Origin of the sequence: Dyadobacter sp. 3J3, from assembly GCF_009801115.1 — a bacterium.
Classification (GTDB): domain Bacteria; phylum Bacteroidota; class Bacteroidia; order Cytophagales; family Spirosomataceae; genus Dyadobacter.
The window spans coordinates 86,281-108,031 of record NZ_VTOL01000002.1; the positions used below are offsets into that span (position 1 = coordinate 86,281).

Sequence of the window (21,751 nt, forward strand, 5' to 3'; positions counted from 1 at the left end):
TTATGTTTAACCCAAACAATAATGGACAATTATGAATAAATCCTTACCAAACAAAGCTATCGCGCTTTGGATTGTTTTACTTGCCGGAAGCCTGAGTCATCCGGCCCGGTCTGGCGGTAACGGACTGATCAATGGAGAGCGCCATAACACCGTGGGAATAACGGTAAAAGGTAAAGTAACTTCCGAAGAGGACGGCTCCGGAATTCCGGGGGTCAATGTTGTGATTAAGGGAAGTATGGTAGGTACTTCCACGGATGCTGAAGGGAATTACACAATAGAAGTTCCCGGACAAAGCAACATTCTTGTGTTTTCTTTTCTTGGATTTATTTCAAAAGAAGTTCCGGTTGGAAGTCTTTCAACGATTAATGTGTCGTTGCTAACAGATTCCAAACAATTGAGCGAAGTGGTTGTGACCGCGCTTGGTTTTAGAGAAAATAAGGACCGCATGGGTTCTACTTCTTCTTCTATCAAGGCAGATGATATTCGTCGCTCTGGTGAAACCGGAGTAATTAATGGATTGGCAGGTAAAGCAGCCGGTGTTCAGATTTCCCGTTCAAGCGGTGATCCTGGGGCGGGCTCCAATATCCAGATCCGTGGCCAGAATACAATTACAGGTTCCAATCAGCCATTGGTTATCATTGATGGTATTCCAATGAGCAACAGTACAAGCGGTGATAGCCGGGGCGGTGTGGCGCAGCAGTCACGTCTGAATGATATTAATCCGGAAGATATCGCAAGTATGCAGGTGCTTAAAGGTGCATCCGCCGCAGGTCTTTGGGGGTCTCGTGCTGCAAATGGTGTAATCGTGATTACAACCAAAAGGGGTGCTGACGACAAAAAAATGAACATCAGTTATACGTCTACCGCCTCTTTTGATAAAGTGAACGTTTTGCACCCATTGCAATCGGCCTTCGGTCAAGGAACTGGTGGTGTGTATACTCCGACTACGCAATATTCCTGGGGTGATAAAATCTCTACGCGCTCTGGTGGCGAGGATGATGTCGATAAGACCAAGGGAAGATTCGAAGCATATAACGGACCAACCTTTTATCCAATTTTAAAAAAGAATTCAACCGAGACGTACAACCAGGCACGCGAAGATGCCGTTTTCCGTACCGGTACTTATTTTGATAATAACGTTGCGATCAGCGGAGGAAATGACAAGGGTAATTTCTACATGAGCCTTGGTAATCTTTCACAAAAGGGGATTTTTGCCGGACAAAGCGATTACAAGAGAAGTTCTATTCGTTTTAACAGTACGCGCCAGTTCAATGATATTGTACGTGTTTCAACGAATGCAACGTATGTTCGGACTACTTCAAATCGTATCCAGAAAGGCGATAATACTGCTGGTTTATATCTGGGTATGCTTCGCTCTTCTCCCGATTTCGATAGCCGTTATTGGAAAGGCTCATACTACGCTTCACCAACTGCTTCACCTATTCTGAACCGTCAGCGTTCGTACCGAAACTATCTTGGTGCATCAGCCAATCCAAGTTATAATGACCCGCTTTGGACGATTAACGAATTAACAAACCTTTCAGAAGTTGATCGTTTTATCATGAGTACGGAGGCGGTGATCAGCCCGACTAACTGGTTCAATATTACGGCCAGGGGTGGACTTGATACGTATACAGACAGACGTGTTACCAATAATCCGGTAAATTCTGTGACGAACTCCGGCGCTGGACAATATGAGCAGCAGATGATTAAGGAAACTGAGCTGAACATGGATGTCATCGGGCGTGCCACGCACAATATCACGAAAAATATCACGGGAACTTTTATTTTGGGTTTCAATGTAAATGATCGTAAGTACAATAGTTTGGGCGGTTTAATGAACAACTTCATTCTTGAAGATGCTCCGGGGAATTTTACAAATTCGACTAACGCAAATAATTATCCGTATAATAGCGAAACACATCGCCGCATGGCTCGTTTGTATTCGACTCTTAATTTAGGATTTTATGATCAGGTCTATTTAAATGTATCCGCAGCTGGTGAGGCAGGTTCAACTTTCGGAAGTTCTTCTAAATCAACATTTTATTATCCGTCGTCTGATATAGCCTGGCAGTTTACACAATTGCCTGTTTTTGCAAACAATAATATTCTTTCTTTCGGCAAGATCCGGGGTTCTTTTGGAGTTGTGGGTATTCAGCCAGACGCATATAAAAATATTACAACGTATGTACCAGCAGCATTCAGCAGCTGGGCGACCGATTTGACAGGATCAGGTTATGGTGGGGCTTTTGTTCAAAGCTATACTCAGGGAGATCCGGTTTTGAGACCTGAACGTAAAACTGAATTTGAATTAGGTACTGATCTTCGTTTCTTTAAAAACAAGCTTACTGCCGGATTCACTTACTATCAAAATGAAATCAAGGATCTCCTTTTACAGGTTTCTGCGGCTGGTTCAACAGGTTTTACCCAGCGGTATACCAATGCCGGAACCATGCAGAACAAAGGCCTTGAAGTAGATCTCAACATGAATGTTTTCCAGAAAAAGGACTGGAATGTAAATGTTTTTGCGAATTGGAGTAAGAACAATAACAAGGTTACGGATTTGGGCGGAACACAAATCGTTACGTTCACAAGTGGTGCATTGAGTACAGTGGCTAACGTGGGCCACGCATTGTCATCATTCTACGGCGGTACTTACAAACGAACGGAGAGTGGTGCAATGGATTTGACAGCAAATGGTTTCCCTCAATTGAGCACAACCCTTGGTATCATCGGAAATCCTAATCCGAAATGGAGAGGCGGTTTTGGTACAAATGTGTCCTACAAAAATGTTTCTTTAAATGTATTATTTGAAACTTCACAAGGCGCCAGCTTCTACGAAGGAACAAAAGGAGTACTTGTTAACTTCGGTACTTATGCAGATGTTGGAAATGAAGTAACATTAGCTCAGGATACGTACAACTACGTTGGGAAATTGACGCCGGCCGGTACAACTGTTCGTGGAAATATTGCTGACTACGGTGGAGGTCCGGTATTGCTTGATCAGTCTTTCTACACGTCAATCGGTGGTCACTCAGGCCAGTTGGCAGAGCAATTTGTAAAGGATGGCAGCTGGACGCGTATCCGTGAAATGTCTCTTGGATATAGTTTGAAATCAGCTGGTTTCCGTAAGAAAACAAAACTTCAGGCTATTGACTTTACTGTTACTGCCAGAAACCCGGTTTTATGGACTAAGATTGTGGGTGTGGACCCAGAAACAAACGTATCCGGTGTCGGAAATGCGCGTGGCGTGGATTACTTCAACAACCCAAATACGAAGTCGCTGGTATTCAGCTTGAAAGTCAATTATTAATATCAAAAGGGATAACATATGAAAAGGATATATAAATCTGTTTTTGCACTGTTGGTTGGCCTGGGTTTTATTTCCTGCGAAGGGATCGTGGATGATTTGAACAAGGATCCGAACAACGCCACAGATGCACCAGCCAAATTTGTTTTTACAGGAACTGAAATTGCCAATATGGCCGCTCAGGAAGGTCTTGCCAGTCGTCTTGCGATCGTTTGGACAGGTTATGGAAAAGGAACTTTCCAGCAGTTGGGAACCTGGTATCTGTACCAGATTACAGCAAGTAACTTTGATGACGACTGGAATCTTTTTTTTTCAGGTGTAAATAAAAATGCGCTGATAGCTATTGAAAAGGCGGAAGCGTTGGGAAATCGTAAAATGGCAGGTATCGCCAAGATTGTGCAAGTCAATGGAATGGCAACTGCAACTGAGCTTTGGGGAGATGTTCCTTACACGGAGGCGGGTAATACGGCGTTATACCCAAATCCAAAATTTGAAACGCAGGCAGACCTATATCCAAAATTACTGGCTCGCCTGGACGAAGCGGTCGCTGATCTGGAATCGGGAATTGGAACTGTAACGGTTGAGGATATTTATCTTTCCGGTGACGCAGCCAAGTGGAAACAAGTTGCCTACACTTTAAAAGCACGTCTTTTATTAGATACAAAACAGTATGATGCCGCTTTAACCGCATCTGCGTTAGGTGTGAGTGCCTATGCAAACTCTCTTTATGCCTTGCACGGAACAACGGCTAGTGTAAACGAAAATGCCAATTATAGCTTTTTGACAAATATTCGTGCGGGTAGTATTACTGGGGAAGATTCTTACCTCACATTTTTGCTTAATTCAACCAATGCAAAATATCGTGGAAATGCGAAAACGATCGAAACGGCGAGATTCAAATTTTATTATCTTGAAGCGGGTGTAAATGCTCCTGGTATTATTGAACCAAACACCTCAACTACAACAACAGCTCGCGGTTTTTTTGCAAGAGACGCAAGTTTTCCTTTAATCACTTATCAGGAAAACGTGTTGACTATGGCTGAATCTGCTTTGCGTTCAGGTAAAGGTTTTGACGTAGCCTTAGGTTATCTGAATACCTATCGTGCTTTTCTTAATGGCGGAGGATATCTTCACGCAACTTACAAAGTCGCTGGAACGTACAAATATGATGCTTACGTCGCGGCGGATTTTGCCACAGGCGGTATGGAGAATAAAGACGGAATTACGGCAGATCAGGCATTGCTTCGTGAAATTCTTGAAGAGCGTTATGTTACTTTCTATGGTCAGCATATCGGATGGGATGATGAGCGTCGTACACGTTCAGAAGCTGTGGGTATTAAAATTACGCCGAGTAACGGAACACAACTTCCGGGTCGTTTTATTTATTCTCAAAACGAATTAAATTCAAATACAAGCAGTCCGGCAGTAGCGCCTGGTTTGTTTGAACTAACACCAATTTATAAATAACTCATTCAGAATAAACGATGAAAAAACGAATCATTCTGATGGGTTTGCTCAGTTACTTATCTGTGGACGTTATGGCTCAGAAAAATTCAGAGAAAGAGGCGATCGCCTCTTCTCTGGATAAACTGACTCCTGCTTACGCCGAAACGGCCAGGAAGATCTGGGGCTATGCGGAACCTGGTTATCAGGAAACAAAAAGCTCTGCATTATTACAGCAAAAACTAAAAGAAGCGGGTTTCAAAGTTACCGCAGGTGTAGCCGGCATGCCGACTGCCTTTGTGGCAACCTACGGTGCCGAAGGTCCGAAAGTTGGAATTCTCGCTGAATTCGATGCGCTACCGGGTTTATCTCAAACAGACGATCCCGTAAAAAAAGAAGCCCTGGCCGGTGCATCCGGACACGGTTGCGGTCATAATCTTTTTGGTGTAGGATCCGTAGCTGCCGGAATTGCTGTAAAAGATTGGCTAAAAAGCAGTGGGACAAAAGGATCCGTTACCGTTTTTGGAACACCGGCAGAAGAAGGCGGATCTGGAAAGGTGTATATGGTAAGAGCGGGTTTGTTTGATGATATTGATGCGGTTTTACACTGGCATCCAAGCGACAGGAATCTTGCTAACGCGACTTCTTCACTTGCCAACATGTCTGCCAAATTTCGCTTTCATGGAATTTCTGCACACGCTGCCGCTGCTCCGGATCGCGGACGTTCAGCACTGGATGGTGTGGAAGCGATGGATGATATGGTCAACATGATGCGTGAACATATGCCTTCCGATGCCAGAATTCATTATGTCATTACAAAAGGCGGGGAAGCTCCCAATGTTGTTCCGGATTTCGCGGAAGTTTATTATTATGTGAGACATCCTGAAATGCAAACGGTTAAGGATCTTTTTGCGCGCGTGGTGAAAGCTGCGAAAGGTGCGGCCATGGGTACCGAAACAACCGTGGACTATGAAGTAACGGGCGGAGCTTTTAATTTGCTGCCGAATGAAACGCTTGCGAAGATTATGTATGAGAATCTGAACGAGGTTGGCGGAGTGAAATACAGCGAAGAAGAAAAGACTTACGCCGAAAAAATTCGCACTTCTTTCACCGGTAAACTTCCATCCATGGATGCTGCCGTTTTAATTCAGCCTTACAAAGTTGAAAAAATACGCGAAGGCGGTGGAGGTTCTACGGATGTTGGTGATGTAAGCTGGGCAGTTCCCACAGCTGGTGTTCGCATCGCCACATTTGTTCCCGGAACTCCCGGTCATAGCTGGCAGGCCGTTGCCTGTGGCGGAACATCGATCGGCACAAAGGGAATGATGGTTGCTGCCAAATCAATGGCACTTTCAGCATATGATATCTTCAAAAATCCTTCGGTACTAAAAACAGCAAAAGAAGAACTGGACGAAAAAAGAGGAACCGGGTTTAAATACGAAGCCATGGTAGGTGACAGAAAACCTGCTCTGGATTATCGTAATAAATAGTTTTAAACTTTTATTTTATCCCATGAATTCAAAAATAGTTTTTCTTCTCATCGCATCAGTCCTGGGTGTGCCGGAAATAAGCTCTGCGCAAAAATTGACCAAACAGGAAATTGCAATTGTAAAAAACGTGGAGAAAAATCATGAGGATGCAGTAAAATTTCTTGAAAAAACCGTGAATATTAATAGTGGTACAAACAATACCGAAGGTGTGAAAACGGTCGGGGCGATCTACCGGAAAATGCTTGATACTATGGGTTTCACCACGACCTGGGTCAATATGCCCGCCTCCATGAAAAGGGGCGGGCATTTGGTTGCTGAGATCAAGGGAACCAAAGGCAAGAAAATTTTACTAAATTCTCATATGGATACGGTTTTTGATTTGAATAGCCCGTTTCAAAAATGGTCTGTAAAAGATTCGATTGCGACTGGTCCTGGTGCCAATGATACCAAAGGTGGCATTATGATCATGCTTTATGCACTCAAAGCAATGCACGAAACGGGTCAGTTAAAAGACAGACAAATTGTAATTGTAATACACGGAGACGAAGAAAGCGCCGGTTCTCCAATTGAAATAAGCAGAAAAGATCTTGTCGACGCTGCCAGGAGAAGCGATTATGCACTTTGTTTTGAATCGGGCAAAGAATTCAATTCGGCTTCCATTGCAAGGCGCGGAGGCAGTGGCTGGACTTTGAAAGTTACCGCAAAACAATCTCACTCGGGACAAATATTTTCGGAAAAAGCGGGTCCGGGCGCTATTTATGAAACCGCAAGAATACTGAGCCGCTTCAAAGACGAATTACAGGAAAAATTTTTGACATTCAGTCCGGGTATCATGGTTGCCGGAGCCGAATCGAATATTGATTCTACCGGACTTAGAGGAACTGCTTTTGGTAAATCCAATATTGTAGCCACCACGAGTATAGTCAAAGGTGATCTTCGTTATATTTCGATTGAACAAATGGAAAATGCCCGTGCGAAAATGCAGGCTATTGTGAAAGAAGGTTTCCCACATACCGAAGCTGAAATCACTTTCACTGGTGGTTCGGGAGCTATGCCTCCGACGCCGGGAAACGAAAAATTACTTGGAATTCTTAGTCAGGCTAGTCAGGATTTGGGTCAGGGGAAAGTTACAGCCTTCGACCCTGCTTTACGAGGCGGAGGAGATATGACACAAATCGCCCAATATATTGACGTAATTGACGGACTTGGAACAGTTGGCGGAAACGCTCACGCACCCGATGAATATATAAATCTGAATTATGTAGAGGGAATTATTAAACGTATGGCTGTTTTTATGCACCGCCTTTCAACGAATTGATTAAATTCCTAAATTATTTATTTGCCAAAATCACTCCATTATGAATTATAAAATTTACACAGCCAGTTTCCTTGGATTACTAGGCTCGCTTCAATCCGTATCTTTTGCTCAGAAATTATCCAAAGAAGAGGTTCTGATCACAAAAAATGTTGAAAAGAATCACAAGGAATCTGTTAAATTTTTGGAAGAAACCGTCAACATTAACAGCGGCTCGCAGAATCCTGCCGGGGTTAAAAAGGTCGGTGCTCTATATAAAAAATTGCTTGAAGATATCGGTTTTGCAACGACTTGGGTAGATATGCCTGAATCGATGAATCGTGGTGGACACTTGATTGCTGAAATAAAAGGCACAAAAGGTAAGAAATTGCTGCTGATCGGCCACATGGATACCGTTTTTGAGGCAGACAGTCCTTTCCAGAAATGGGAGCAAAAAGATACAATCGCCGTAGGTCCGGGTTCATGCGATATGAAGGGTGGAAATATGGTAATGATTTATGCCTTAATGGCCATGAAAGAAGCCAATTTGCTAAAAGACAGACAAATTGTAGTGATCATCCACGGTGATGAGGAAAGTGCGGGAGCACCGATTGAGATTAGTCGTAAAGACATTATTGACATTGCAAAAAGAAGTGATATTGCTTTGGGTTTTGAAAACGGCACAGGTTTCAATTACGCAACTGTTGCGCGTCGTGGTGCCAGCGGCTGGTCGTTGAAAGTTTCAGGAAAGCAATCACATTCATCAGGAATATTTTCTGCGAACGCAGGTGCAGGCGCGATTTACGAAACAGCCCGAATTTTGAATTCTTTCTATACAGAATTGCAAGAGCCAAATCTAACATACAGTCCGGGATTGATTATGGGCGGAACTGCAACGGATATGACAGCAACTTCAATCGAAGGAAAAGCTTCGGGGAAGACCAATTTGATTGCTAATACAACGGTCGTAAACGGTGATCTTCGTTTTCTTACCAATGAACAATTGCAAAATGCCCGCACGAAAATGAAAGCCATTGTGGGTAAAAGCCTGCCACTTACAAATGCAGAAATCACTTTCAAAGACGGTTATCCTGCAATGCCTCCAACAGAAGGAAATATGGGCGTGCTTAGTGTTTTGAATAAAGTGAGTCTGGATTTGGGACAAGGAGAAGTGAAAGCTTTTGATCCTGGAAAAAGAGGGGCAGGCGATATTTCATTCGTAGCTCAGTATGTTGATGGTTTGGACGGGCTAGGTGTTCAGGGCGGCGGCGCTCATGCGCCAGGCGAATATGTTAATCTTAATTCGATTGAAGCAATTGTAAAACGTACTGCGATTTTAATGCTAAGGTTGACTAAGTAAGGTGCAGAGCACCATAATATTTGTATAAAAAACGGAATTCCCAAACATGGCTCTGGTGCAGAGCACCATAATACTTGTAGAAAAACGAAATACCTAACGTGCCAAAAAGGTGCAGCGCACCGCAATAATTTCCATTACCCGGAAACTAACCCACTTTTTAAAATGAAAAAAATAGCAATTTTTGCCTTTCTGGCCTTATCCATCAACGTCTCAGCCCAAACCTTCTCTCCAAAAGAAATCAAGGTTTTGAAAAAAGAAGGACAACAAATTACGATTGTCAAAGACAAATACGGCGTTCCTCACGTGTATACAAAAACAGACGAACAAGCTGTTTTTGGAATGGCCTATGTCCAATGTGAGGAGTTTTTCGATAAACTGGAATCCTCGCTTATCAGCCGTTTGGGGCGCCAGGCAGAAGTTGAGGGCGAAGGAGCGATTTATAAAGATCTTTGGGCAAGAATGTATACGGATTCCACCCGTGCCAAAGCACTTTATAAAGAATCGCCAAAATGGCTTCAAAAGCTATGTGACGGATTTGCGGGTGGAGTTAATCTTTATCTGATCAAACATCCTGAGCAAAAAACGAAGTTGATCAAGCGCATGGAACCGTGGATGTCATTGATGAATAATGTTCCTGCACTTGGTGGAAGTAATATTGATGAAGCAGGTTTTGCTGCATTATATTCCAAAAAAGCGCAGAGATTTACATCATACGTTCCAACTTTTGAAGCAGACAATTTCCGTGAACCGGCCGGATCAAATGGTTGGGCGATAGCTCCTTCCCGCACAAAAAGTAAAAATGCGATGATTTTGATCAATCCGCATTCTGAATTTTATGGTCGAATTGAAATTCAGGTTACAAGTGAAGAAGGCCTCAATTCTTATGGAGCACCCTTCATTGGCCAGTTCAGTCTTTTTCAGGGTTTCAATGAATATCTTGGCTGGATGCACCCGGTTTCTTTATCTGACGGGAAAGATCTTTATGCTGAAATGGTGGAGCAGAAAGATGGGAAATACTATTATAAATACAACGGCGAAATGAAGGCGGTTGATAGTACGGAAATCACAGTTCCTTATAAAATGGGCAATGAAATACTATCGAAAAAATTCACGGTATACCGTACGCATCACGGTCCGGTGGTTTCTATTTTGAACAAAAAATGGGTGTCTCTTAAAACCGTTGACGGAAGTATTGATTTGCTTGCCATGCATTGGGAAAAAATGAAAGCGAAAAATTTCGATCAGTTCAAACTTTCTATGGACAAACGTGTGATGACCGGAAGCAACGTAATGTATGCAGATAGAGACGGAAATATCGCTTACTGGCATGGAAACTTTGTCCCTAAAAAAGATCCTTCTCTAAACTGGAAACGTCCGGTGGATGGCAGCACTGATGCGACGGAATGGAAAGGAACGTATTCACTGGATGAAATTCCTAACTACAAAAACCCGGCAAATGGATGGTTGCAAAATTGTAATTCAACCGTTTTGTATGCAACAGGTCGTTATGATTCAACGATGGCAAAAAAGCCTGAATATATGTTCCCTGATGGACACACGCCCCGGGCAATGGATGCCATTCGTGTTTTGGATAAAATTCAGGACGCGACAATGGATGATATCATTGCAGCAGCGCATGATACATATTTGCCAAATGCAGCCCGTTTCATTCCAAACCTGATTTATTCTTATACCAGTTCAGAAAAACCAATGCCAGAATTGGCCGGACCAATTGAAGCATTAAAAAAATGGGATTTCAGAACGGATACAAGTTCTATCGCAACTACACTCGCTGTGATGTGGATTGAAAAAGTGATCGAAATGGACGTAGCCAAATTGGAAAAACCTTATACGAATGAAGAAAGATATTCAGTAACAAATGGTGCGGCAGTATCGACCGATAATCTTACAGCACGCCAGATGACTGATGCTTTGAAGGCTGTGGTTGCAGAACTGACGAAGGATTTTGGCACATGGAAAGTGGCCTGGGGAACGGTTAACCGCTATCAGAGAAATCCGGAAGGAGAGCTTGGAAGTGATAGTAAAAAGAGCTGGTCTCTGCCTGCAACCCCTGGTTATCTCGGTTCGCTGAACGCATTTGTCAGTAAGAAAAGTCCGCAATCTAAAAATCGTTATGGTATCACCGGAAATACCTTCGTTGCCGTTGTAGAATTTGGAAAAGAGCTGAAAGCCAAAACGATTTTAACTGGCGGTTCAAGTTCAGATCCAAAATCACCACATTTTACCGATCAGGTCGATGGTTATATCAATCATCAATACAAGGATATATTTTTCTACAAAAAAGATGTCCTGAAAAATGCCGAGAAAACGTATCATCCCGGAGAATAATTAAAGAAATCCGTCTGTCACAAGCAGACGGATTTTCTGGTTTATAAAACATGAGTTTTTACGAATATTGAAGTAGGTTAATAAATCAGACTTTCATTATTCGTCCGACTGCGGAAAAGGCTGTCGGAAGGAATGAGCCACCGGTCGGAAGGCTTTTTCAGCCGTCCGACCGGTAACAAAAACTTGGAATAAATACCAAAACCACTCTATTCGAAAAGCAGAACAATACACAAAAATCAAATAAACTCGTAACAGTCAAGTAACTCATTAGTAAAACGATTTCTTATGAACAGAAGAAAGTTTGTCCAATTATCCGGAATGGGAGCCGCGTTGTTTTCCTCTGGAATGGTACAAGGCAAAATCATTTCGGCCGAAGATTTACTGATGCCAGGGATGGATGCTACGGCAAAAAAGCGACTTGCAGATACGGCACTAAATGCTGCAAAAAGTAAGGGCGCGACCTATGCCGATGTAAGAATTGGAAGGTATTTAAGACAATATTTTTTCACCAAAGAAATGCGGGTTGAAAATATCGTCAATTCAGAATCTTACGGTTTGGGAATCCGTGTGATCGCTAACGGAACCTGGGGTTTCTGTGCTACGAACGATTTGTCGGTCGATAGCATTGCAAAATGTGCGGCAACGGCCGTGGCCATTGCAAAAGCTAATTCCGAAATGCAGGAAGAACCTGTGATTCTCGCTACACAAAAAGGCGTTGGAATTCAGACCTGGAAAACGCCGATCACGAAGAACGCTTTTGCAATTCCTGTAAAAGAAAAGATTGATTTGCTGATGAAAGTAAACGGCGAAGCAATCAAAAACGGAGCGACTTTCGTGAATTCGAATTTATTTTTTATCAACGAACAAAAATATTTTGCTTCAACTGACGGATCGTATATCGACCAGGATGTGCACCGTATGTGGCCGACTTTCACGGTAACTGCTGTTGATAAAAAAGCTGGAAAATTTAAAACCCGTGATGCATTAAGTGCACCAATTGGTATGGGTTACGAATATCTGGACGGACTTGCATCGGAAAAAACGTCAATTCTTGGCAAACCTACTGTTTACCGTTTTTCTTACGATATGGTAGAGGATGCGATTCTGGCGGCACATCAGGCACAGGAAAAACTGACGGCAAAAACAGTTGTTGCCGGGAAATATGATATGATTCTTGATCCTTCAAATCTTGGTTTAACAATTCATGAATCCGTAGGACACCCATTGGAACTTGACAGAGTTTTAGGTTATGAAGCTAACCTTGCCGGAACCAGTTTCGCTACCATGGAAAAATGGGAATCTAAAACCTTCGAATACGGTAGCAAGATCGTCAATTTCGTTGCGGATAAAACCCAGCCGAATAGTATGGCAGCTGTTGGTTATGATGACGAAGGTGTTCCGTGTAAAAACTGGAATCTGATCAAAGACGGTATTTTGGTAAACTATCAGGCAACCCGTGATCAGGTTCATTTACTTGGAGAGAAAGAATCGCAGGGTTGCAGTTTTGCCGATAGTTGGGATTCAATTCAGTTCCAGCGTATGCCAAATGTTTCCTTGCAGCCCGGAAAGGAAAAATACGGCGTGGCGGATATGATTAAAGATACTGAAAAAGGCATTTATATTTTAGGAAGAGGTTCATCTTCCATTGATCAGCAGCGGTATAACTTCCAGTTTAGCGGACAATTGTTTTACGAAATTAAAAATGGTGAAATCATTGGGATGCTGGATAATGCAGCGTATCAGTCTAACTCTCAGGAATTTTGGAATTCATGTGCGAAGATTTGTGACAAGGATGATTACAGATTGTTCGGGACTTTGTTTGATGGAAAAGGGCAGCCTGGCCAGTCGAGCGCCGTTTCACATGGATGTTCGACTTCGCGGTTTAATGGCGTGAATGTGATCAATACAGGGAGGAAAATATGATCTTGATTTTCTTGATTTGATGATTAGTCAGGATGCCAAGTGCGTGTTTTGATTGATGATTTAGAAGAGCTTTTTGTAAAACATTAATGGATTATCCGACATGGAGATTTTAACAAAAGAGGAAGCAAAAAAAATAATAGATAAGGTTTTGGGGTATTCCAAATCCGATGAAATGAGTGTTGAATTAACAGGGAAACGTACCGGGAATATTCGCTTTGCGCGTAATTCGGTATCAACAAGTGCGGAAACTTATAATCTGTCTTTGTCCATTACTTCGGTATTTGGTAAAAAACAAGGCACCTCGACGGTTAATGAATTCGATGATGCCTCACTGGAAAAGGCGGTTAGGAGATCGGAAGAAGTAGCGAAACTCGCGCCGGAGAATGTTGAATATTTGCCGATGCCTGGCCCTCAAAAATACCTTGAAAGTAAAGGTTTTCTGGATTCCACTTCTAAAATAGATCCCGCGCAGCGTGCCAAATTTGCCAAAGACAGCATTATTCCGGTTCGGGAAAATAAGCTGACCGGTGCTGGTTATCTGGAAGATTCGGCTGGTTTTGAGGCGCTTGGAAATAGTAAAGGTTTGTTCGCATATAATAAAAGTACGTCGGTGGACTTTTCCATTACGGTACGTACTGCTGATGGTTTAGGTTCCGGATATGGTTCTGGTGATTTCAATGACAGTGCTTTAATGGATACAAAAGTTGCCACTAAAGTTGCTATGCAAAAAGCAATTTCTTCAAGAGGTGCCAAGGCTTTTGAACCTGGAAAATATACGGTAATTCTTGAACCGACGGCAGCGGGTGAATTGATCTCATTTATGATTCGTGCGATGGATGCCCGGACGGCAGATGAAGGAAGAAGTTTCCTGAGCAAAAAAGGCGGAGGAACAAGAATAGGAGAGAAGTTACTTGACGAAAGGGTGACGATATATTCAGATCCATCGGATAAGGATATTCCTGCCAAACCTTTTTCTTCGGAAGGACTACCATTGGAAAAGGTCGTTTGGTTTGATAAAGGCGTCGTTAAAAACATGTCTTATTCCCGATATTGGGCACAAAGCAAAGGCGTTGCGCCGATTTTGCAACCCGATGGATTTATTATGGAAGGCGGCACTGCTTCGGTGGAAGATTTAATTAAAGATACCGAAAAAGGAATTCTTGTGACTCGTTTCTGGTACACACGTTGGCTGGATCCACAAACTTTGCTCTACACAGGACTTACACGCGATGGTACTTTTTATATTGAAAATGGACAGATCAAACATCCGGTTAAAAACTTCCGGTTCAATGAAAGTCCGATCATCATGCTGAACAATCTTGAAGCGATGGGTAAGGCTGTCAGGACGAGGGGAAATATGGTTCCGCCTTTGAAAATCCGTGATTTTACATTTTCAAGTCTTTCGGACGCAGTATAATTGCGGCTGTCGGTTTTCGGCAGTCGGCTTTCAGTTTACGGTCAGAAACGTATAATTTTTTGATCTGACTGCCGACCGCCGAAAGCCGATGTAAAAACTAACTAAATACCTGACCAGAACTAATTTTTATTAATCCGCTATGTTAAAAAAACACTTTCTACTATTCCTATTCATTATTTTAGCAGGTTATTCCGCTTCTTTCGCCCAATCTGTTCCTGCACCAAAAGACAATTTTGGTTTTGAGATTGGGGACGATTACCAGCTTGCCAATTTCACTCAAACAGAAGCTTACTTCAAAAAACTGGCGGACGCTTCCGATCGTGTTGAACTTACCAATATCGGTTTGACAGAAGAAGGACGAAATCAGTATATGTTGATCATCTCGTCGCCTGAGAACTTGAAAAACCTTGCCAAGTATAAGGATATTTCTCAGAAACTTGCCCGCGCCGATGGTCTTACACCGGAACAGGCAAAAACTTTGGCCGCCGAGGGAAAGGCAGTTGTCTGGATTGACGGTGGTTTGCATGCCACGGAAGTTGTGGGTATTCACCAGTTAATTGAAACTGCTTATCAGCTGGCAAACCGGAAAGACGCGGAAACAAAACGTATTCTGGATAACGTGATTATTCTGATGACGCATGCAAACCCGGACGGCCAGGAATTGGTAAGCAACTGGTATATGCGTGAAAAAGATCCTAAAAAACGGACTCTGGAATTTCTTCCAAGATTGTATCAAAAGTATATCGGTCACGACAATAACCGTGATTTTTACATGATGCAGATGAAGGAATCCCAGAATATGGGTCGTCAGCTTTTTGTTGAATGGCTGCCGCAGGTGATGTACAATCACCACCAGCGCGGACCGGCCGGCTCCGTTTTGGCCGGACCTCCTTACCGCGATCCTTTTAATTATGTATTTGATCCTTTGATGATTACAGGAATTGACGCCCTTGGAGCTGCCATGTATAATCGTCTGAATGTCGAGAATAAACCGGGTTACACCCGCCTTACCGGTTCTACTTTTTCAACCTGGTACAATGGCGGTTTGCGCACTACGACGCAGTTTCATAATATGGTAGGTTTATTGACAGAAATCATCGGTGGCCCAACGCCTGAAGATATTCCGCTGGTTCCTAATCGTTTGATTCCGAATGGTTCTACACCAAACCCTGTGACGCCGCAAACCTGGCATTTCAAACAATCCATTGATTATTCACTTTCCCTGAATTTCTCGGTCCTTGATTATGCAGCACGTAATTATGACGATTTGCTTTTCAATATTTATCATATGGGAAAAAATTCAATTGATCATGGAAACATGGATTACTGGACGCCTTATCCAAAAAGAATTGATGCGATCAATGAGGCGATGAAAGCCGGTAAACCTGCATTGACGGCAAGTACAGCCGCTCCGGCTCCCAAGATTAATTATTACGATCTGATCCTGAAAGATTCTACGCTTCGTGATGCGCGGGGTTATATTATTCCAGCCAGCCAAAAGGATTTTCCAACGGCTGTCAATTTCCTGAATGCTTTAATTAAAGCAGGAATCCAGGTTCAAAAAGCGTCGGGTGATTTTGTAGTGGCAGGCAAAAAATATCCGGCAGGTTCCTACATCGTAAAATCCAATCAGGCATTCCGTCCGCATATCCTGGATATGTTTGAGCCACAGGATCATCCAAATGATTTCCAGTATGCAGGCGGTCCTCCGATCCGTCCTTATGATGGAGCTGGCTGGACATTGGCATACCAAATGGGTGTAAGTTTTGATAGAGTTTTATCAGATTTTTCCGGTCCGTTTGTAACGTTGCCTTACGGAGAATTGCAGATGGTGAAAACGGTTATTCCCTCCGGTTCAGTGGCTGGTTATGAGTTAAGCCCGGCGGTTAACAATTCCTTTATTTATGTCAATGATTTGCTGGCGGCTGGTCTGGAAGTTTTCAGGATATCGAACGGAAAAGATCAGGGAACATTTTTTGTTCCGGCTTCTGCCAAGGCAAAATCTGCGTTGGAGAAATCTTCTGCTCAGTTAGGAACCTCTGTTAAAACTGTTGGCAAACGACCAGTTAATCTGACAAAAGTGGTTCCAGCTCGTATTGCTTTGTGGGATAATTACGGTGGTTCAATGCCATCTGGCTGGGTTCGCTGGATTATGGAGCAATATCATTTTCCAATTCAGCTTGTTTATGCCAAAGACATTGATGCCGGGAATCTTCGTAAAAAATACGATCTGATTTTATTTGTAACAAGAGCAGTTCCAGGTGTTGGAAACGCAAGACCAGGCGCTGAGGAATATGTACGCAAGGAAGCAAAAGAAGAGGAAGTTCCGGCTGAATTTCATAGCCAGATGGGTAGTCTTACCGTAACGAAATCCGTTCCCGCATTGAAAACATTCATGGAAGAAGGTGGTTCCGTATTTACAATTGGTACCAGTACAAGTCTGGCTTATCACATCGGACTTCCTGTGCGGAACGCGCTTATGGAAATGACTGCCGCAGGTATTGAACGGCCTTTGCCAAACGATAAATATTTTATTCCGGGAAGTGTTTTGGAAGTTGCTGTTGATTCAACACAGAAAACGACCTGGGGTATGGGCTCAAAAAGTGATATTTATTTTGACGCAAGTCCGGTTTTCAATCTATCATCCGAAGCAGTTGCCAAAGGTATGATCAAGCCTCTTATGTGGTTCGATTCCAACAAACCTTTACGCAGTGGATGGGCATGGGGACAAGCGTATTTACAGGATGGCGTGGCGGCATTTGAAGCGAATGTTGGCAAAGGAAAACTGATCGCTTTCGGCCCTGAAATTACTTTTCGTGCACAGTCTTACGGTACTTTCAAGGTCTTGTTTAACCAACTTTACTCTTCTCCCAATTAAGCATTATGAAAAAATATATTCTAATCCTGCTTGGCTTTTTCATAGGTCATGCAGGTTTTACCCAGGAAAAATCAAAGGCTTCTTTGGAAGATCAGGTTAGCAAGATGGCAAAGCAGATTGAAGCCATGCAGCATGATTTTGACCAGGTTACCAAAGGTATTGATGATCTGGATTGGCAAAACAAACTTTCCGATGTTGCCTTTGTTGACAAAGTAATTATTACCGGTCCGCCGCCAGCTGTTATCAAAAATCTAACTGGGCAGGGTGCAAAAAATCCGGTTCGTTTTTCAGCTTATGTTTTCATCCCAGCAAAAATTGATGTAAATAAAAAATACCCTTTGCTTGTACTTCCGCACGGAGGCGTGCATAGCAATTTTACTTCAACGTATGCTCATATTATCCGCGAGCTTATCGCGCAAGAATATGTTGTTGTGGCAGCCGATTATCGTGGAAGTACCGGTTATGGAGCCGGTTTTTACCGTCAGATCGATTATGGCGGGCTGGAAGTTGAGGACGTTAAAAGCAGCCGTGATTATATGATCCAAAACTATGACTTTCTTGAAAAAAACCGCGTAGGAATTTTGGGGTGGAGCCATGGCGGAATGATCACGCTTTTGAATATTTTTGATCATCCGGAAGATTATGCCGTTGCCTACGCAGGGGTTCCCGTGAGTGATTTGGTAGCGCGTATGGGTTACAAATCTCAAAGTTATCGTGACGCCTATTCTGCTGATTATCACATCGGGAAATCGGCTGATGAAAATGTTGCGGAATATCGGAAACGTTCTCCGGCCTGGAATGCGGAAAAATTGAAAACTCCGCTTTTGGTTCATACCAATACAAATGATGAGGATGTTAATTCACTGGAAGTAGAGCATTTGATAAAATCATTGAAAGCAGAAGGCAAAAAATTCGAGTATGAGATTTATAAAGATATTCCCGGCGGACATACTTTTGATCGCATAGATAACTATGGTGCCAAGGAAATCCGGTTTAAAGTCTACAATTTTCTTGCTGGCTATCTTAAACCAAATAAGAAATTTAAGGATGTGAAAGAACTGATTCAGTCAAGTTATTTTCCTCCAAAAAAGGGTTAAGTTATTTCAAATTCACTACCGTTGTTTATGATTGATTTTAAAAGAATAATTTTTGGTGCTGCCGTTGCTGCCGTCGTTTTTACAGCACCTGTGCGCACCAATGCTCAGCCGGGAAGGTTTTCACATGAGAACTTAAACGATAAATATGTCCTGAATTATTTGCAGCGCGTTGCGGATGAAAGCGGTGCGCCCGGTGTTTCGGCTTCGGTTGCGATAAATGGTAAAATGGTATTTTCCGGTGGTGTGGGTTATGCGGATCTTGACAATAAAGTTTTTCAAAATGGACAAACCGTTCATAATATCGGATCTGTATCCAAGGCGGTGGCGGTCATCGCGATCATGCAATTAGAAGAAAAAGGACTATTAAGTCTGGATGATGAAATTCAGAAATACCTCCCTTATTTCCCGAAAAAACAGAAACCGATCACCATCAAACATATCCTGACCCATACCTCCGGCATCAGGCATTATGCAGCCAAGGACAATGACAATTTTGGTTTCAAACATATGCGTCATTATGATGATTTTCAGGAAGCGACTGCCATCTTTCGCGACGATTCACTGTTATTCAATCCTGGCGCGTATTTTTCGTATTCTTCTTATGCCAGTAACCTGATGCATGGAATCGTTGAAAAAATATCTGGAATAAGTTTCGAAGAATATATGAAACGAAATATCTGGCAACCGGCGGGTATGCTTGCCACCTGGTTTGACATTCCTTCACGGGTAATTCCTAACCGGGGAAAAGGGTATGTCCGTGATAAAAGCGGGTTGATTGTCAACCCGGATTATGAGGATACAAGTTACAAGTATGCAGGTGGAGGAATCATCGCTTCTTCCGAAGATATGGTGAAACTTGGAATTGCACTTAACGATGGTATCTTGTTAAAACCCGCTACGCTTGCTAAAATGTACACGCCTTATTTTGAGAAAAATGAAAAGGCGATACATCCTTCAAAAGCTTCGGGTATTATTCCGTCCTGGCAAGGACTAATCTGGTTTGTTGGGAAAGATCAGACTGGCAGAAACTGGTATGGACATAGTGGAACTGTTAAAGGAACACGGTGTTTTATTATGAATTACCCCGCAGAAGGTTTGGTCGTTGCGATCCAGGCCAACATTGGCAGTATTAAGATTGATGAGTATGCATTGTTGTTAGCTCAGATGTATTTGAAAGAAGAAGTGAAAATTGATAAGAAGAAATAAATGGGTTCAACAGTTTGCCAATTACATTTTTTCTACTTCACATTTCATTTTTCATAATAAAGAAGTCAACCTCAACCGGGTTGACTTTTGTTTTTGTGCAAAATCGATAACTGTTCCTATTATTTAGCTTGATTTTTTGTAACCGTTTTGACTCGAAACATTGCGTTTAAAAGAGGTTAAAAATAGCTTCCATAAACAAAACAATATAATACTGCACCTTTTATATAATATTTGTAATTAGTATTCAAAAATGGTAAAATTGTTTTGTTGTAAAATAATAATTGGCATTTTTATTATTTTTAGTTATAAAATATTGTTTCGCAGCAAAAACGAAAAATTTGTTTTAGCAATCCTTAGCCTTTAAACTTAATGTATTTCCAAAACGAATCTTCGATACTTAAACAAATTTCCGAGGGCGACGAAAAAGCGTTTTCCGAAATTTATGCCCGCTTTAAACCTGATCTTTACCGGCTGGTTTATAAAATTCTGAAATCTTCTGATCTTACAAATGATACTTGTCAGGAAGTATTTATCAAAATCTGGGAAGACCGTCAAAATCTTACAGAAGTCCATTCTTTTAGAAATTACCTTCTTGTTGCAGGAAAAAATCACAGCCTTAATGTGCTTAAAAAAGTTGCTTCGGAGGAAAAAAGATTATCAGGTTTCATACAAAATTACAGTGACGCACACAATGGAATCGAAGATAAAGTCCAGTCGGATGAGTACCAGAGTTTTCTTCAGAATATTCTTTCAACCTTAACACCTCAGAGTAAAAAAGTTTTTCAGCTATGTCGCCAGCAAGGATTGTCTTATGATGAAGCTGCGGAAAATATGGGTGTTTCCAAAAGTCTGATTAAGAAACATATGGTGAGGTCAATGAAGATTATGCGCCTGGCTGTGGAAAGAGATTTAGGCATTGCGTTTGGTTTTTTTCTGTCCACTTTTAATGACTTTGCCGAGGTGGATCTTTTGCTGACGTTTGCCTGAAATTATTATTATTCTTTATTTTGATTTTTTGGATTTAATTCATTGCCTGGGTACCCTCAAGATGCCGGTTATTGTCTTACAAGAAAGATAAATATGGAAGAACAAATTTTCCTGGACAGACTTGTAAGCCGATATTTAAGCAATAATGCCACAATGGCAGAACTGGAAGTATTTTTACAATTACTAAAAGAGGGAAAACTGGATGAAACTTTGAGCCGCATCGTAGACGCTCAAATAACATCAGACTAGGAAACAGATGAAATCGAATAGTATTCTGACCTTTTATTGGAGGTAATAATAAAAATGTCCTTCATCTTTTTTAAACCCGAATTTTTCATAAAGTGCCTGCGCTTTTACATTTTCGGCCCCCGTTTTCAGCGTAATCCATTGCGCATCCGTTTCTTCTCCAAATTCCTTGACCTTTTCCAGTAACCCGCTTGCAACACCAAATTTTCTGAATTTTTCAGAAATGAACATATCATTCAAGGTCCAGGTAGATTTCGCTTTGAGCGATGAAAACATCGGATAAAGCAAGGTGAAACCCATGAACTCATTACTTTCTTCATCAATAGCAACAAATATTACTGCCTGGTTTTTTAATAGCCGCTCTTCCAAAAAAGCAGTACATCCAATCAAATCGGATTCCTGTTCAAAATGAATACGATAATCATTGAAGATTTCAGCAAGTCGCGAAAGGTGGTGATTGGTACACTGTTGGATAAGCATGGAGTCAAATGTCAATTAATTCGTGTGCAAAATATTTCTAAAAAACTAAAAAACCTTTTTTATCATAAATAACATAAAAAAACCTGCCGAAAAAGGCAGGTTTTTAACTACTCGCAACCGGGATTTATAAAAAAAATCTAAAATTTTACAATTTATTTTTATACTAAAATATCTGAATAGAAAGTTTTGCCCAAAATATTTACTGATCTTCAAAATCTAATAAATAACGCGCAGATGAAAATTTAAATATCTACACCGTATCGATTTAATC

14 protein-coding genes are annotated in these 21,751 nt (G+C 41.9%); 13 read left to right on the plus strand and 1 reads right to left on the minus strand.

The annotated features are described in order from the left end of the window. Positions 1-31 precede the first annotated feature (31 nt). The 13 genes from FZF08_RS04245 (at position 32) to FZF08_RS04305 (ending at position 21,003) form a co-directional block, all read left to right on the plus strand. On the plus strand, positions 32-3,313 hold the full coding sequence (locus tag FZF08_RS04245; protein WP_159467404.1) for a SusC/RagA family TonB-linked outer membrane protein: 3,282 nt from the start codon (positions 32-34) through the stop codon (positions 3,311-3,313). A gap of 18 nt (positions 3,314-3,331) precedes the next feature. Beyond that, complete coding sequence (locus FZF08_RS04250; RefSeq protein ID WP_159467405.1) at positions 3,332-4,777, plus strand: SusD/RagB family nutrient-binding outer membrane lipoprotein; 1,446 nt, start codon at positions 3,332-3,334, stop codon at positions 4,775-4,777. Between the two features lie 17 nt (positions 4,778-4,794). Continuing rightward, entirely contained in the window at positions 4,795-6,243 is a 1,449-nt protein-coding gene (locus FZF08_RS04255; protein ID WP_159467406.1) for an amidohydrolase, read from the plus strand. Between the two features lie 22 nt (positions 6,244-6,265). Then, positions 6,266-7,561 carry a M20/M25/M40 family metallo-hydrolase gene (locus FZF08_RS04260; RefSeq protein WP_159467407.1) on the plus strand — a complete coding sequence of 432 codons (1,296 nt, stop codon included), beginning with the start codon at positions 6,266-6,268 and terminating at the stop codon, positions 7,559-7,561. Positions 7,562-7,601: 40 nt separating this feature from the next. Further along, positions 7,602-8,897: a M20/M25/M40 family metallo-hydrolase gene (locus FZF08_RS04265; protein ID WP_159467408.1), complete on the plus strand. Its 1,296-nt coding sequence runs from the start codon at positions 7,602-7,604 to the stop codon at positions 8,895-8,897. Positions 8,898-9,059: 162 nt separating this feature from the next. Next, on the plus strand, positions 9,060-11,246 hold the full coding sequence (locus tag FZF08_RS04270) for a penicillin acylase family protein (RefSeq protein ID WP_159467409.1): 2,187 nt from the start codon (positions 9,060-9,062) through the stop codon (positions 11,244-11,246). Positions 11,247-11,531: 285 nt separating this feature from the next. Next, the gene (locus FZF08_RS04275; protein WP_159467410.1) at positions 11,532-13,169 is read left to right on the plus strand and encodes a TldD/PmbA family protein; all 1,638 of its coding nucleotides are present in this window, start codon (positions 11,532-11,534) and stop codon (positions 13,167-13,169) included. 100 nt (positions 13,170-13,269) lie between these two features. Then, complete coding sequence (locus FZF08_RS04280) at positions 13,270-14,586, plus strand: TldD/PmbA family protein (RefSeq protein WP_159467411.1); 1,317 nt, start codon at positions 13,270-13,272, stop codon at positions 14,584-14,586. A gap of 139 nt (positions 14,587-14,725) precedes the next feature. After that, positions 14,726-17,464 carry a M14 metallopeptidase family protein gene (locus FZF08_RS04285; RefSeq protein ID WP_159467412.1) on the plus strand — a complete coding sequence of 913 codons (2,739 nt, stop codon included), beginning with the start codon at positions 14,726-14,728 and terminating at the stop codon, positions 17,462-17,464. Between the two features lie 5 nt (positions 17,465-17,469). Further along, the gene (locus FZF08_RS04290; RefSeq protein WP_159467413.1) at positions 17,470-18,561 is read left to right on the plus strand and encodes a S9 family peptidase; all 1,092 of its coding nucleotides are present in this window, start codon (positions 17,470-17,472) and stop codon (positions 18,559-18,561) included. A 27-nt stretch (positions 18,562-18,588) separates the two neighbouring features. After that, positions 18,589-19,767, plus strand: coding sequence for a serine hydrolase (locus tag FZF08_RS04295; protein ID WP_159467414.1), 1,179 nt, complete (start codon positions 18,589-18,591; stop codon positions 19,765-19,767). Positions 19,768-20,136: 369 nt separating this feature from the next. Then, entirely contained in the window at positions 20,137-20,754 is a 618-nt protein-coding gene (locus tag FZF08_RS04300) for an RNA polymerase sigma factor (RefSeq protein WP_159467415.1), read from the plus strand. 93 nt (positions 20,755-20,847) lie between these two features. Further along, positions 20,848-21,003 carry a hypothetical protein gene (locus FZF08_RS04305; protein ID WP_159467416.1) on the plus strand — a complete coding sequence of 52 codons (156 nt, stop codon included), beginning with the start codon at positions 20,848-20,850 and terminating at the stop codon, positions 21,001-21,003. Between the two features lie 33 nt (positions 21,004-21,036). Here the strand turns inward: FZF08_RS04305 and FZF08_RS04310 are convergent, their stop codons facing one another. Further along, positions 21,037-21,480, minus strand: a complete 444-nt coding sequence (locus tag FZF08_RS04310; protein ID WP_159467417.1) for a GNAT family N-acetyltransferase — start codon at positions 21,478-21,480, stop codon at positions 21,037-21,039. Between the last annotated feature and the right edge of the window lie 271 nt (positions 21,481-21,751).

Coding starts and splice junctions, on each gene's coding strand:
- FZF08_RS04245 (WP_159467404.1), top strand. CDS start 32: ATGAATAAATCCTTACCAAACAAAGCTATCGCGCTTTGGATTGTTTTA.
- FZF08_RS04250 (WP_159467405.1), top strand. CDS start 3,332: ATGAAAAGGATATATAAATCTGTTTTTGCACTGTTGGTTGGCCTGGGT.
- FZF08_RS04255 (WP_159467406.1), top strand. CDS start 4,795: ATGAAAAAACGAATCATTCTGATGGGTTTGCTCAGTTACTTATCTGTG.
- FZF08_RS04260 (WP_159467407.1), top strand. CDS start 6,266: ATGAATTCAAAAATAGTTTTTCTTCTCATCGCATCAGTCCTGGGTGTG.
- FZF08_RS04265 (WP_159467408.1), top strand. CDS start 7,602: ATGAATTATAAAATTTACACAGCCAGTTTCCTTGGATTACTAGGCTCG.
- FZF08_RS04270 (WP_159467409.1), top strand. CDS start 9,060: ATGAAAAAAATAGCAATTTTTGCCTTTCTGGCCTTATCCATCAACGTC.
- FZF08_RS04275 (WP_159467410.1), top strand. CDS start 11,532: ATGAACAGAAGAAAGTTTGTCCAATTATCCGGAATGGGAGCCGCGTTG.
- FZF08_RS04280 (WP_159467411.1), top strand. CDS start 13,270: ATGGAGATTTTAACAAAAGAGGAAGCAAAAAAAATAATAGATAAGGTT.
- FZF08_RS04285 (WP_159467412.1), top strand. CDS start 14,726: ATGTTAAAAAAACACTTTCTACTATTCCTATTCATTATTTTAGCAGGT.
- FZF08_RS04290 (WP_159467413.1), top strand. CDS start 17,470: ATGAAAAAATATATTCTAATCCTGCTTGGCTTTTTCATAGGTCATGCA.
- FZF08_RS04295 (WP_159467414.1), top strand. CDS start 18,589: ATGATTGATTTTAAAAGAATAATTTTTGGTGCTGCCGTTGCTGCCGTC.
- FZF08_RS04300 (WP_159467415.1), top strand. CDS start 20,137: ATGTATTTCCAAAACGAATCTTCGATACTTAAACAAATTTCCGAGGGC.
- FZF08_RS04305 (WP_159467416.1), top strand. CDS start 20,848: ATGGAAGAACAAATTTTCCTGGACAGACTTGTAAGCCGATATTTAAGC.
- FZF08_RS04310 (WP_159467417.1), bottom strand. CDS start 21,480: ATGCTTATCCAACAGTGTACCAATCACCACCTTTCGCGACTTGCTGAA.